The following is a 14,296-nucleotide window of genomic DNA, read 5'->3' as shown; positions in this document are numbered from 1 at the left end:
CCCTTAGTGCTCACGTATGCGTGGGTCTACCACGCTATACAGCAAATCAGCCAACAAACTTCCCAACAACACCAAGATGGCGGTAAACATCAACACGCCCATCACCACGGGATAATCACGGTAGCTGATAGAGTCCAGAAACAATCGCCCCATCCCTGGCCAGGCAAATACCGTTTCAGTGACCAAGGCTCCGCTTAGCAACATAGGTAATTGCAAACCAGCCACAGTAATCATGGGCAACATGGCATTGCGCAAAATATGGCCAAATAAAATTCGGCTTTCGCTTGCTCCCTTAGATCGTGCGGTACGAACAAAGTCTTGGCTCATTGCATCCAACATAGAGGAGCGCATATAGCGACTCCATGTCGCCGTTGAAACCAACGCCAGCACAATGGATGGTGCAATCAAGTGATGGATGTAATTCCAGAAAGACCCATCACCTGCGGTATAGCGGTTTCCTGAGGGCAACCATTGCAACTCAATGGAAAACACATAGATCACTATCAAGCCAAACCAGAAAGTAGGAATAGAAATAGCGATCATGGATGCAATGGTGCTAATAGAGTCAAACCATGAGTTACGACGTATCGCCCCCATTACCCCTATCCAACCACCCAGCAATACAGCCAACACCGTTGCGGCAATCATGAGCTGAAAGGTCGCCCCCAAATGCGAACCAATCACTGACAATACAGGCTGCTGATCGCGAAATGATGCTCCCCAGTCGCCCTGCACCATACGCCACACCCAATCTAGGTACTGTATGTAAACAGGGCGATCCAACCCCATACGTGCTTCAATGGCCGCGATATCTGCGGCACTTAAATCACTGCTGGCCGCAAACTGTGACATGGGGCCTCCCGGTGCCATATGCAGCACCGTGAAGCCTATCATTGTCACCAGCAGCAAGATGCCAACAGCCATCAACAGCCGTCGTGCAATAAAATTTGCCATGGTTTATTTGTCCCAGTACCAAGAGCCCGCATTCCATGCGTTAGACAACACGTTCACGTTAGGTGTGAAACCTTCCAAACCTTTCTTGGTACCCTCTACATGCACCGTCTGATACAGCGGCAAGATCGCTAGATCCTCACGCAGTACATGCTGCAAATCGTGGTAGATCTTCTTGCGCCCTTCGAGGTCCATGGTTTTACGCCCTTTTTCTAGCAGCGCATCCGCCTCAGGGTTTTTATACTGCCCTACGTTACTGCCACTGCCGCCTTGAGCAGGAATAGCACGGCTGTTAAAGCGGTAGTTAGCATCAGGATCATTGCCCGTCATGTAGTTCACACTCACCAACACGGACTCAAATTGTGATTTAAACCAATGATCCCCCCACATAACCGCTGCAGGCATATTGTTGATCTTCAGTTCTACCCCAATATTTTTCCAATCCTGTTGGATCAACTGTTGAGTCTGTGCGCGCAATTCATTACCAGAGGTAGTGGCCACGATAAAGGACAGTTTCTTACCGTCTTTTTCTCGTATGCCATCTGCACCCATTGTCCAACCAGCGTCATCCAAAAGCTGGGCCGCTTTTTCTAGGTCGTACTCTTGAGCAGGTAAATCATCGGCATAAGCCCATGATGTCTTGGGCAAGAAGCTTTCTGTCGTCTCTGGCAATCCGTAATAAATAAGCTCTACGATGGCATCACGGTTAATAGCGTGAAACAGTGCCTGACGTACCGCCTTCTCTGACAGAATGGGATGCTCGTGGTTAATGGCAATTCCTTCAATAGAAGCAATAGGCACAACACGCACATCTAACTCAGGCACATCTTTGATTTCATCGTAAAAGTTGTGCGGAATACCTTGTATACCTACCGCATCAACTTGTCCTGTACGAAACTGGGTGTACAACCCATTCATGTCTGGAATGTATTTAAACTCCAAGCGCTCTAAGTAGGGGCCATCACCATAGTATTGCTCGTTTGCCACCAGCACTACGCGATCACCAGGCACTCGACTATCAAACTTAAATGGGCCCGTACCAATGGGTTTTTGGCTGAGGCTGGATGCGTTAGGATCCGCGTCTTTCTCCAACACATGTTTAGGCACCATGAAGGTGGAACTCAATTGCGAAATGTACGGTGCGTACAGTTCTTTCATCGTCCACATGATTTCGTGATCGTTGATAATTTCTACTTTTTCGATCAGTTCATGGCCTTGGCGTGTACGAGTGTTAAACCCTTCCTGATTAATCAGATCTAAGGTGTATTTCACATCGGCTGCGGTAAAGGGCTCACCATCATGCCAAACCACGTCATCACGCAGTTTGACGCGCCATGTCAAACCATCTTCAGAAATCCCACCGTTCTCTACGGTCGGTACTTCTACCGCCAAACGCGGCACAAAATTTCCCTTTTCATCCGGTGCCCACAGTGGATCGTACAAATTCCACCACACCCCATGATCGGCTTCGATAGAGGAGATTAAAGGGTGCAAAATGGTAGGCTCTTGTGACAGCCCCATCACCACTTGCCCCGTAGGACTGCTAGGTGGAGCCGCTACTGCCTGTGGTGCCCAGAGCGCAGTACTGAGAACACTTAATCCCATGCAGCAAGACAAGCCTAGTTGAATAACGCGACGTCGAGTGAATTGCCCAACAGATAGAGCTAATGTAGGATCAGTTTTGTGCATGATATTGTCTCTCTTAAAATTTAATTGTGCTAAATTGTTTTTTATAATTTTTTAATCACACTAAAATTATTATAGGTTTGCTGAAGTACCGTCAATACGATTCTCTCTGGGGTTATCCCTAGCGATCACGCATCAAAAGGTACTAACTTCTTGAAATTCGGAGACAAATACTGCCGTGTCACGCGTATACTCACCCACAGATCCTGCGGACGAGAGCTTCCGCTTTGGCCTGCGCATCCGAGAATTGCGGCAGCAAGCAGGACTGACCCTACAACAGGTCGCCAACCTTAGCGGCATGTCTACGGGCCTAATTAGCCAGATTGAACGTAATCTGACAGACCCTTCCATGCGCTCATTACGTATGTTGAGCATGGCATTAGGCACACCCATTGCACGTTTTTTTGATGAGCCTGAACACCATCATCACTCGTCAGAGCGCTACATAGTGCGCCACGACGAACAACGTAGACTAATTCTGAATAAAGCGGGGATGAGTAAGTACCTCACCTCCCCAGATTCCCCCGGCCTCATCGAGGCGTATTTAATTATTCTGGAGCCCGGAGCGCGCTCTGGCGAGGTCAAATACATGGATGCTACGGGTGAGAAGTTCTGCTATGTACTGGAAGGGAAACTGCAAGTGAGCTTAGACAACCACTCGGTGTTATTGGAAACTGGCGATAGTTTCCGTATCCCCACTCATACCCAACACTCCTTTGCCAATACCAGCGAGCAGCCCTGCCGATTCTTGTGGAATATTGTGCTGTTAGACAAGCCCAACAATTAAAAAAACCTGCCAGAGCATGAACTCTGGCAGGTTTTTATTTCTACACACTACGTAGGCGGCTTAACCGAATCTGCCCGTAATGTAGTCTTCTGTTTCTTTGCGAGTAGGTTTCACAAAGATTTGATCGGTTTCACCGAATTCCATCAACTCGCCCAAGTACATATAGGCGGTGTAATCGGAACAGCGCGCCGCTTGCTGCATGTTGTGCGTTACGATCACCACGGTGTAATCGCTTTTCAGTTCGGCGATTAGCTCTTCCACTTTAGCGGTAGAGATAGGGTCCAGCGCGGAACAAGGTTCGTCTAGCAACAATACTTCTGGTTTGATCGCTACACCGCGAGCAATACACAGACGCTGCTGCTGACCACCAGACAAGCTGTTGCCGTTCTGGTGCAGTTTGTCTTTTACTTCGTTCCACAGTGCCGCTTTGGTCAGCGCCCATTCCACACGCTCATCCATTTCACCCTTGCTGAGCTTCTCAAACAAACGTACGCCAAAAGCGATGTTGTCATAGATGCTCATTGGGAATGGAGTTGGCTTCTGGAACACCATGCCCACTTTGGCACGGATCAAGGAGATGTCCAGCTTGGACGTCAGCAGGTTCTCGCCATCCAGCAAGATTTGACCTTCTGCGCGTTGACCTGGGTACAGTTCAAACATGCGGTTGAAGGTACGCAACAAGGTGGACTTACCGCAACCAGATGGGCCAATAAACGCCGTCACTTTCTTTTCACGGATGGACATGTTGACGTTTTTCAACGCATGGAAACCACCGTAGTAAAAATTCAGATCTTTGATTTCCAGCTTAGTGTTCGAATTTTGCATAGTCGTTGTCTGTTCTGACATGGTTACTCCGGTTCAATCTACTTGTTGCGGAACAGCGAGCGGGCAAGAATGTTGATGCCCAGCACAAACAAGGTAATAAGTACAGCGCCGGCCCATGCCAGACGGTTCCAGTCTTCAAAAGGACTTGCCGCGTATTGGAAAATCACCACTGGCAAGTTGGCCATAGGGCCATTCATGTTCATGGACATAAACTGGTTGTTCAATGCCGTAAACAGCAACGGTGCTGTTTCACCCATAATGCGGGCGATAGCCAGTAGAACACCAGTGATAATGCCTGAGCGAGCCGCTTTATAACAGATCGCGGTGACCACACGCCATTGCGGGCAACCCAATGCCGCCGCTGCTTCACGCAAGCTGTTAGGTACTAACTGCAGCATGTTATCGGTAGAACGCACCACCACAGGAATCACCAGAATCGCTAACGCCAGCGACCCTGCCCAACCTGAGTAATGGCCTACTTGTGCCACATACGTAGCATAGATAAACAAACCAATAATAATGGACGGCGCGGACAGTAGAACGTCGTTCAAGAAACGAGTCGCTGGAGCCAACCAACCACGGCGACCATACTCAGCCAAGTACGTACCAGCCAATACACCAATTGGTGTACCGATCAACGTGCCCATACCCGCCATCATAAAGCTACCCAAGATGGCATTCAGCAAGCCACCATCACTACCTGGAGGCGGTGTAGCTTCTACAAACAGGCTAAAGCTCAGTGCCGAAGCACCTTTGATCAGCAGCGTAATAATGATCCAGAACAACCAGAACAAGCCAAAGATCAACGCGACGAAAGACAACGTCAGCATCAACTTGTTGATTAAGGAGCGGCGTTTGTACACCGAGTTGTTCAGGTTCAGGATAGAAGTTGGTTTTGTAGTCATAATAATGTCGCCTTCCTATTATGTTTTGCTACCTTCGCTCTTAGACAAGCGAAGCAACATCATTTTGGACAAGGCCAACACAACGGTGGTGATCAAGAACAGAATCAGGCCTAGCTCTAACAGCGCTGATTTCTGCATACCGCCCGCTTCGTTAAATTCGTTCGCCAACGCAGACGCGATGGAGTTGGAAGGTGCAAAGATGGAGTTTGGCAAATTAAAGGCATTACCAATCACAAAGGTTACTGCCATGGTTTCACCCAAGGCCCTACCCAGCCCCAACATCACCCCACCAATTACCCCATTACGCGTAAAGGGCAATACGACTTTCCAGGTTACTTCCCACGTCGTGCTACCTAAACCGTAGGCAGACTCTTTCAACAAGGAAGGCACCAGTTCAAACACATCGCGCATAACGGCGGTGATGAACGGAATAATCATGATGGACAGAATCAAACCTGCCGTGAACACACCAATACCAAAGGGTGGCCCTGCAAAGATTGTGCCCAATACTGGCACACCTTCAAACAAGGAAATCAGGCTTGGCTGCACATACTCTTGGAACAGGGGCACAAACACAAACAACCCCCACATCCCGTAAATGATGGACGGAATAGCCGCCAACATCTCAATCGCTGTACCCAGTGGACGACGTAGCCAAACTGGTGACAGCTCGGTCAAGAACATCGCAATCCCGAAGGATACTGGCACGGCGATCAGCAGTGCGATAAAGGATGTTGCAAGCGTACCGAGGATTGGTACCAATGCGCCGTACTCATTACGTACAGGATCCCATTCATTGGTCCAGAGGAAAGAGAGACCATACTCTGCAATAGATTCCCTGCTACCGTAGATCAGGGACACCATGATCCCTGCAAGAAGGATAAATACTAGGAAAGCAAAAGAGCGGGTCAGGTTCTTGAATATGGCATCCAAGAAAGAATTCTGGGTTTGTTTCATAACAGCGTCTCGGGATCGTGCCCCATTTTTGTGTAAATTGTACGGGACACCAACACGTATCCCAAATTAACAAAGCGTAATTGTCACATAACAAGGACGGAACCACCTAACAGGTTGGAACCGTCCTCGAAGAATTACGCTTTTACACTACAACTTGAAGCAAAAGCTGTTTATTTCCAGATAGCTGTGCCATCAGCGGCTTTGATCTCTGAAGCCCAGCTGGCTTTGATCTGATCAGTCACTGCTTTAGGCAACGCTACGTAATCCATTTCTTCGGCTTGCTGAGCACCGTTCTCGAAGGCCCAGTTGAAGAAATCCAGCACAGCTTTACCGTTTTCAGGTTTATCTTGCACTTTGTGTACCAAGATAAAGGAAGCGGACGTTACAGGCCAGGAGTCAGCACCTGTTTCGTTAGTCAGGATCACACCCATGCCTGGTGCGCTATTCCAGTCAGCATTCGCGGCTGCGGCAGCAAATGTTTCTTGGGAAGGCTGTACGAATTGACCATCTTTGTTTTGCAGCTGTGTCCAAGACAGGTTGTTCTGTTTGGCGTAAGCGTACTCAACGTAACCGATGGAGTTTTTCAACTGACGTACGTAAGCGGCAACACCTTCGTTACCTTTACCGCCTTGACCTGTAGGCCATTTAACAGCTTTACCTTCACCAACTTGCTCTTTCCAGTCGTTGGAGACTTTGGACAGATAGTTAGTCCAGCCAAATGTTGTACCGGAACCGTCAGAACGGTGTACCACAATGATGGATGTGGAAGGCAATGTCAGCTCTGGGTTCAGCGCTTTGATCGCTTCGTCATCCCATTTAGTGACTTTCCCCAAGAAGATGTCGGCCAATACTTCACCGGACAAACGCAGTTGACCAGGAGTAATACCTTCAACGTTTACTACAGGTACTGTACCGCCAATGATCGCTGGGAACTGCAGCAAGTTGTTTTCAGCCAATGCATCGCTTTTCATTGGGTCATCAGAAGCACCAAAGTCTACTGTCTTTGCAATGATCTGCTGTTGACCACCACCAGAACCAATAGACTGGTAGTTCACTTGGTTACCCGTTTCAGTGTGGTAAGACGCAGCCCATTTCGCATAAATAGGGAAAGGGAAGGATGCACCAGCACCCGTAATATTAGTTGCTTGTGCCGACACAGCCAGAGCACCGAATGTAACGGCCACAGCCACTTTAGAAAAAACTCGTTTCAACATCTAGACACCCTCAAGATGGATATTCGTTTGGTTATACAGGCACATCCCTGCACGTACAGCTATAGTAAAACCCAAATATTACATGTTCATGACATGTAGACATCTTAGGATTTATTGTTGCCTGGCCCTAACTTATCCATCAACAACTGATGAACATTCACAACCTTTCCACGGCCTTTTACACGCACATATCTACCGTCTGGCAAGGCTTTCCAGGCCAATTGGTTATCTTTCAAAGAGTAAGTGAATGATTCGCTGATCACACGGCGTTTCAGTCGTTTGTTTAAGACAGGTACTCCTAGCTCTACACGACGGAAGAAATTACGCTCCATCCAATCAGCCGATGACAAGTACACATTTTCTTCGCCACTATTGTAGAAATAGAACACGCGTGAGTGCTCTAAGAAGCGCCCCACAATAGAGCGTACTTGTATGTTTTCCGACAGCCCTGGCACACCTGCGCGCAACGCACAAATACCCCGTATCACTAACGAGATACTCACACCTGCCTGACTGGCCTCATACAACGCTTTGATAATGCGTGGCTCTAGCAACGAATTCATCTTAGCCATAATTTTGGCTTTCTTACCCGCCAGCGCGTTATCACGCTCTTGGTGTATGTGCGCAATCATGGCTTCATGCAAGGTAAATGGCGCTTGCAACAAACACGTGAGATTACGCCTAGCCCCCAAGCCAGTTAGCTGCGCAAAGATTTTGTCCATATCTTCGCAAATCGCTGTGTCGGCGGTGAGCAAACCAAAATCTTCATACAGTTTAGCGGTACGTGGGTGATAGTTACCCGTACCCAAGTGACCATAACGACGAATCAACCCTTTTTCACGGCGTAGCACCAACGCCATTTTGGCGTGTGTTTTGTGCCCTACTACCCCGTAACTCACGTGCGCACCAACTTCTTCCAGACGTGCCGCCCAGTTGATATTAGTTTGCTCATCAAAACGTGCCATCAGCTCTACCACTACCGTGACTTCCTTACCCGCTCTGGCGGCCATCAGCAGCACACTCATCAGCTCGGAGTCTTCACCCGTACGGTAAATCGTTTGTTTAATCGCCACCACATGTGGATCAAGCGCTGCAGCACGCAAGAAACTCAAAATAGGCGAGAAGGACTGGTACGGGTGATGCAACAGTTGATCTGACTTAGACAATACGTTGAAAAAGTCACTAGGATCATCATCCAACAGGTCAAATGGCGCAGGCACTGGCGCACGGTAGGGCGGGAACAATAGGTCTGGCCGATCATCGTTATCGCATAACCTAGATAACCTAGACAGGTTCACCGGCCCCAACACTCTGTAGGTGTCCGCTTCGGTTAGATTGAACTCTCGCTGCAAAAAATCCGTGTGATTGGCTGGTGCAGACAAATCAATTTCTAACCGTACTGCCGCACCAAAGTTACGTTGCGACAGCTCACCTTGCAGCGTTTGACGCAGATTAGTGACCTCTTCCTCGTCCACAAACAAATCACTGTTACGGGTCACACGCCACTGGTACACCCCATCAAGCTGCATGCCAGGGAATAGCTCCCCCACAAAGGCTTTAATCAATGAGGTCAACAACATGTAGCCATGCGGAATGCCAGCGATTTCTGGTGGCACAGCAATTAAGCGCGGCAATGCTCTAGGGGCTTGCACAATAGCAATAGAACCAGTGCGCCCAAACGCATCTGACCCACTAAGCTGAATAATAAAATTCAGACTCTTGTTATACACACGTGGAAACGGATGAGCCGGATCCAAGCCAATGGGCGTGAGTAGCGGCATAATTTCGCGGCTAAAGGTCTCATAGGCCCAAGCACGAATCTCGTCCGTCCATGTGTTAGGCATCAGTAAACCAATGCCCTCTTCCATCAACTGTGGCAACACATGGTGCACCAGCAGTTTGTTTTGTTTATCGACCAGCGCGTGAGCCGCCTGCTGCACCCTATCAAAGGCTTGCTGTGGCGTAAAACCATCTTCACCCACATGATCGTTTTTTTGCAGGATTTGCTCTTTAAGGCTGGACACACGAATTTCGAAAAACTCGTCCAGGTTCGAGCTCACAATACAGAGATAACGCAGTCGCTCCAGCAATGGCACCTCGGCATTTTCCGCCATGGCCATCACGCGCTCGTTAAATTTCAGCAGGGAAAGTTCGCGATTTAAGAAAATCGCATCAGAAGAAGGGAGCATAGTTCAAAAAGTACTCATCGTTGCCGTCGTCACACTTTTTACACTGCTATTTTGACAGTTTTATGAAAGTTCATAACAAAGAAGGTGTATGTGCGTTTTACAGACCCACAGCTTGCCTTGATATTTACCGTGCCATAGTGAGTGGCTTATACGTATAATCGCATAATAATCGTCAGCACTAAGCACAGATAATGGAACAACTACTCGCAGCGGTTGACCTGGGTTCAAATAGTTTCCGCCTGTCTATAGGCAGAGTGGAACAACATAATGGTCATGCTCAGATCTATGCGGTAGATCGCTTAAATGAATCCGTACGTCTAGCCTCTGGTATGAGCGCAGACAAACGTATACACCCTGAAGCGATTGAACGGGCAGTCTCAGTACTTAAACGCTTTCATGAGCGTATTGCTGGGTTCCACCCCAATAGAGTACGTGCAGTCGCCACCAACACCTTCCGCGTTGCCAAAAATCGTCAGGCCTTGCTTGAGGCAGCCGAGAACGCTCTGGGCTTCCCCATTGAAGTGATCTCCGGCTACGAAGAAGCTAGACTGATTTTTTCTGGTATCAGCAATGAACTCCCACCGTCCCCTAACCGACGTCTAATGATAGACATTGGTGGTGGCTCTACCGAGGTCATCATAGGCAAAGGTTTTCAGCCCATGTTGCTGTCATCCCTGTCTATGGGCTGTGTGAGCTATACCGACCGCTTCTTTCCTGATGGCGTCATTACCGAAGTTCGTATGCAAAAAGCTATTTTGGCGGCGCGTAACGAACTGGAAGGCATTGCCAAACAATACCGTAAAACCGGCTGGCAAGAAGCCTATGGTTCGTCGGGTACAGCTAAAGGCATTATTGCCATCTTGCAAGCCACAGAAATGTCCAAAAAAGGCATTACGCTGGAAGGCATGGAGCAGCTTAGAGCCAAATTGGTACGTGATCGCTCTGTCAAAATGAGTGAGCTACCTGACATCAAACCACACCGTGCTCCGGTACTCGCGGCTGGTCTGGCGATTATGATTGCAGTGTTCCAAGAGTTGAAGATCAAGCTGATGCTGCCTGGTGAAGGTGCATTACGAGTAGGCGTGCTGTACGACCTGCTAGGACGTGATTCTGAACGCGATAAACGTGAAGAAACCGTTATACAGCTAAGCAAACGCTACCATCTGGATCTCAAACAAGCCACGCGCGTCAAAACGGCTGCACTCTCCTTGTTTGATCAGTTAGCGCTAGTGAATAACCAAGAGAACCAAGAGCTACGTCGTTCGTTGGGTTGGGCTGCTTCGTTGCATGAAGTAGGGCTGAGCATCGCCCACAGCGATTACCACCGCCACACTGCCTATGTGCTAGAAAATGCAGATATGCCGGGTTTCTCTAAAGATGACCAAGTGCTGCTTGCTTTCTTTACCCGAGGTCACCAAGGCAAGCTTACCAAGCTACCATCGTTTGATGCTGAGCCTACGCACTGGCAGGCACTACTCTGTTTGCGCTTGGCCGTCATGCTGATGCGCCGCCGCGAAGACTTAGCAGAGCTTCCCCTGCACCTGCAAAGCACCCCAGAAAAACTGTTCATACACACGAATAAAGACTGGCTAGCTGCCCGTCCATTATCCGAGTTTGCTTTACGCACTGAACAGCAGCAATGGGAGCGTACAGGCTTACTGAGCGTCAAACTCAAAACCACTAAGTAAACCGTATCGTGCAGCATAAAAAAACCAGGCAAAAGCCTGGTTTTTTTAGTTACTCGTCAGCGATACCAAAGTGACGTTTGTAGCGTATATCCATTTCTTCCATATCTAACAGAATAGGAAAATCCGCTGTATTAAAGTCAGGGTCCCATGCAGGCTCACCGCAGATTTGAGCACCTAAGTTTAGGTAACCTTTGATCAGTGGTGGAATACGTGCCGGCAATTGGCTGTTGAGCTTCTCTACTGGGTAGCGATGCAAAGGCTGCAGGCGCACTACGTTAGGATTACGCTCCATAAAGTCTTTGGCTTCGCGCCATACTTTTGCGGCTGTTACGCCGTCGTCACGCAAGCTCACACTCGCACAACCCAACAAATATCGATAACCAGCTTGGTGTGTCAACGAGACTATGCCCGTCCACAGCAACATAATTACGCCACCATTGCGGTAGGCTGGGTGTATGCAGGAACGCCCAACTTCTACCACGCTGTCACGTATATTATCCAGTGCCGAAATATCAAACTCAGACTCAGAGTAATACGCCCCTACTTTCTTCGCACCTTCAGGCATCAGCATGCGGTAGGTACCTACCACCTGCTTTTTCTCTTCATCTACCACCATAAAGTGGATGCAGTGTTCATCGTATTTATCTATATCCAGCCCTAAATCGGCACTGGGAAAGACGGCATTCATTTCGCTAGTAAACACGTCGTAGCGTAACTTTTGCACAGCCCTCAGCTCTTCCGGTGTTTGCACCAGTCTAAGCTGTATGCCCCGGGCTTCTGGATTGCTCCAGACCGACTGAGTGATCTTCCCCTGCGAAACAGACTTTCTTGGAATTAGCATAGTGGCCTCCAAAGCGTTTGTTCTATCATGCCTTGCCGATATTGCAGGTTCTTGATATCTATATGTCTATTTTGTAACATCAACCGACTGTAGTTTATTTATGCCAGCCTCGGTGAGCTCAGCCGTTTCGGCTTCCACCATCAGGCGTAGCTTGGGTTCTGTACCGGAAGCTCGGATCAATACGCGCCCTTGATCGCCTAACATTGCTTCCACTTCATTCTTGGCTTGTACCAGCCCTTCGTGCTGTCGCCAATCCCTTCCCTGCTCCCACACTACGTTGACCATGATCTGCGGATACATTTTAAGGTCTGCAACCAAGTCAGCCAATTGACAATTGTCATGACGAAGCGCGGTCAGTATCTGTAGCGCGGCAATAATACCATCACCCGTGGTATGGTAATCCAAGCACAGCAAGTGCCCTGAGCTTTCGCCGCCGTACAACCAACCTCTTTGTAACAATTGCTCTAAAACGTAACGATCCCCTACGTTGGCGCGGGCAAACGACACCCCCAACTCACGTAATCGTTTTTCTAGACCGAAATTGGTCATTAAGGTACCAACCACCCCTTTCACGTGACGTGATTTCATGCGATCACGTACGATGATATAGAGTAATTCGTCACCGTCATAAAGCTTACCCGAACGGTCAACCATCTGCAAACGGTCAGCATCGCCGTCTAGCGCTATGCCAAGGTCGGCATCCAGTTCACGCACTACCTCTAGCAAATGCTCTGGATGCGTAGCACCTACGCCTGCATTGATGTTAAAACCATCAGGCTCGCAACCAATGGCGTGCACCTCTGCACCTAGCTCACGAAAGACGTGTGGAGCAATATGGTAGGCCGCACCGTTAGCGGCATCCACCACGATCTTCAGACCCGACAAGTCTAATTCGTTGGGGAATGTACTTTTACAAAATTCGATGTAACGCCCCGCAGAGTCTTCCAAACGACGGGCACGGCCGAGTTTGTCGGATGATACGCAATCAAGTGGAGCGTCTAACGCTTCTTCAATTGCCAGCTCAATCTCATCGGGCAACTTCATACCTTGGTGAGAAAAGAACTTAATACCGTTATCCTGATATGGATTATGCGAAGCGCTGATCACAATCCCTGCCGTTAAACGCAAGGTGCGAGTCAAGTAAGCAACCGCAGGTGTAGGCACAGGCCCTGCCAGCAATACATCCACACCAGCAGCGGATAAACCCGCTTCTAACGCGGATTCCAGCATGTAGCCAGAGATACGAGTGTCTTTACCAATAATGACAGTTGGTCTGTTGTTCCTTGTATGCAAAGAGCGGCTAAACACCTTACCCGCTGCATAGCCCAAACGTAGGGCAAACTCTGCATTAATGGTAGAACCGCCTACTAAGCCGCGTACGCCGTCCGTACCAAAATATTTACGTGCGCTCATCAATTACTCCGGTCTCTACTGCTGTCCAGACGCGCAGGGCATCTGCCGACGCAGCAACATCATGTACTCGTAATACGCTAGCACCATACCGCACTGCGGCTAACATGCCAGCCAAACTACCCGCTACACGTTCCATGGGAGGCCTATTCACTACGTGTCCAATCATGGATTTACGTGATAGGCCTATTAATGCAGGATAGCCTTCCTGCAGGAGCTGAGGCAACGAGCGTAACAACTGGTAATTTTGCTCTACCGTTTTGCCAAACCCCAGCCCAGGGTCCAACATAATCTGTTCAGGTCGCAAACCTGCGGTACGCAGGCGCTGCACCTGATGCATCAGAAACCGCTGCACCTCTTCAAGTACGTTGTCGTACTGCGGAGCTTGCTGCATGGTTTTAGGTTCGCCCTGCATATGCATCACACACACACCACAACCACGGCCTTGCACAGCAGCTAAAGCCTCTTCTGAGCGAAAGCCAGCCACGTCGTTAATGATGTCGGCACCAGCATCTAACACGGCGCGCATCACGGCAGGCTTAAAGGTATCAACAGAAAGGGGGATGTTGGTGTCGCGCAAGCCTTCAATAATAGGCAGGACACGTCGCAGCTCTTCCTCGATGGACACAGGCTCTGCACCTGGTCTAGTGGACTCACCGCCAATATCAAGAATATCGGCACCGTCAGCAATCAGTTTCTTTGCATGAGCCAGTGCCAGATCAGTACGATAGTGGGCATTGCCGTCCGAAAACGAGTCGGGCGTAATATTCACAATACCCATCAATAACGGGCGTTCGAGACTTAACTCGAAACGCCCGCAAAGCCATGTTTGATTCATGGAAA

Annotated in this window: 12 protein-coding genes; 2 read left to right on the top strand and 10 right to left on the bottom strand. The window is 49.0% G+C overall.

Going from position 1 to position 14,296, the window contains the following annotated elements; translation table 11 throughout:
- Window positions 1-3: 3 nt before the first annotated feature.
- Both ACLPHM_RS15645 and ACLPHM_RS15640 read right to left on the bottom strand, forming a co-directional pair.
- A complete protein-coding gene (locus ACLPHM_RS15645) occupies window positions 4-954 on the bottom strand; it encodes an ABC transporter permease (protein ID WP_430222138.1) in 951 nt (316 codons plus the stop codon).
- A gap of 3 nt (window positions 955-957) precedes the next feature.
- On the bottom strand, window positions 958-2,640 hold the full coding sequence (locus tag ACLPHM_RS15640) for a peptide ABC transporter substrate-binding protein (protein ID WP_430222137.1): 1,683 nt from the start codon (window positions 2,638-2,640) through the stop codon (window positions 958-960).
- Between the two features lie 175 nt (window positions 2,641-2,815).
- Here ACLPHM_RS15640 and ACLPHM_RS15635 point away from each other — a divergent pair, with 175 nt between their 5' ends.
- Entirely contained in the window at window positions 2,816-3,424 is a 609-nt protein-coding gene (locus ACLPHM_RS15635; protein WP_430222136.1) for a cupin domain-containing protein, read from the top strand.
- Between the two features lie 60 nt (window positions 3,425-3,484).
- Here ACLPHM_RS15635 and pstB read toward each other — a convergent pair whose 3' ends face one another.
- The 5 genes from pstB to ppk1 form a co-directional block, all read right to left on the bottom strand.
- On the bottom strand, window positions 3,485-4,270 hold the full coding sequence (gene pstB / locus ACLPHM_RS15630) for a phosphate ABC transporter ATP-binding protein PstB (protein ID WP_135866731.1): 786 nt from the start codon (window positions 4,268-4,270) through the stop codon (window positions 3,485-3,487).
- A gap of 17 nt (window positions 4,271-4,287) precedes the next feature.
- On the bottom strand, window positions 4,288-5,154 hold the full coding sequence (gene pstA / locus ACLPHM_RS15625; RefSeq protein ID WP_430222135.1) for a phosphate ABC transporter permease PstA: 867 nt from the start codon (window positions 5,152-5,154) through the stop codon (window positions 4,288-4,290).
- An 18-nt stretch (window positions 5,155-5,172) separates the two neighbouring features.
- Window positions 5,173-6,111, bottom strand: a complete 939-nt coding sequence (pstC, locus tag ACLPHM_RS15620; protein ID WP_430222134.1) for a phosphate ABC transporter permease subunit PstC — start codon at window positions 6,109-6,111, stop codon at window positions 5,173-5,175.
- A gap of 170 nt (window positions 6,112-6,281) precedes the next feature.
- Window positions 6,282-7,325: a phosphate ABC transporter substrate-binding protein PstS gene (gene pstS / locus ACLPHM_RS15615; protein WP_430222133.1), complete on the bottom strand. Its 1,044-nt coding sequence runs from the start codon at window positions 7,323-7,325 to the stop codon at window positions 6,282-6,284.
- A gap of 104 nt (window positions 7,326-7,429) precedes the next feature.
- The gene (gene ppk1, locus ACLPHM_RS15610; protein ID WP_430222132.1) at window positions 7,430-9,514 is read right to left on the bottom strand and encodes a polyphosphate kinase 1; all 2,085 of its coding nucleotides are present in this window, start codon (window positions 9,512-9,514) and stop codon (window positions 7,430-7,432) included.
- Window positions 9,515-9,705: 191 nt separating this feature from the next.
- Here ppk1 and ppx point away from each other — a divergent pair, with 191 nt between their 5' ends.
- On the top strand, window positions 9,706-11,202 hold the full coding sequence (gene ppx / locus ACLPHM_RS15605) for an exopolyphosphatase (RefSeq protein ID WP_430222131.1): 1,497 nt from the start codon (window positions 9,706-9,708) through the stop codon (window positions 11,200-11,202).
- A gap of 49 nt (window positions 11,203-11,251) precedes the next feature.
- Here the strand turns inward: ppx and ACLPHM_RS15600 are convergent, their stop codons facing one another.
- The 3 genes from ACLPHM_RS15600 to folP all read right to left on the bottom strand — a co-directional run bounded on the left by ACLPHM_RS15600 (window position 11,252) and on the right by folP (window position 14,291).
- Window positions 11,252-12,043, bottom strand: a complete 792-nt coding sequence (locus ACLPHM_RS15600) for a GNAT family N-acetyltransferase (RefSeq protein ID WP_430222130.1) — start codon at window positions 12,041-12,043, stop codon at window positions 11,252-11,254.
- Window positions 12,044-12,109: 66 nt separating this feature from the next.
- Window positions 12,110-13,456, bottom strand: a complete 1,347-nt coding sequence (glmM, locus tag ACLPHM_RS15595) for a phosphoglucosamine mutase (RefSeq protein ID WP_430222129.1) — start codon at window positions 13,454-13,456, stop codon at window positions 12,110-12,112.
- Complete coding sequence (gene folP, locus ACLPHM_RS15590) at window positions 13,443-14,291, bottom strand: dihydropteroate synthase (RefSeq protein WP_430222128.1); 849 nt, start codon at window positions 14,289-14,291, stop codon at window positions 13,443-13,445. Before folP ends, glmM begins: the two co-directional genes overlap by 14 nt.
- Window positions 14,292-14,296: the final 5 nt, after the last annotated feature.

Source organism: Paenalcaligenes sp. Me131 (genome assembly GCF_050487225.1).
Taxonomy (GTDB): domain Bacteria; phylum Pseudomonadota; class Gammaproteobacteria; order Burkholderiales; family Burkholderiaceae_B; genus Paenalcaligenes.
The sequence above is the reverse complement of the archived record's forward strand: the minus strand, read 5'-3'. Positions and strand labels throughout refer to the sequence as shown.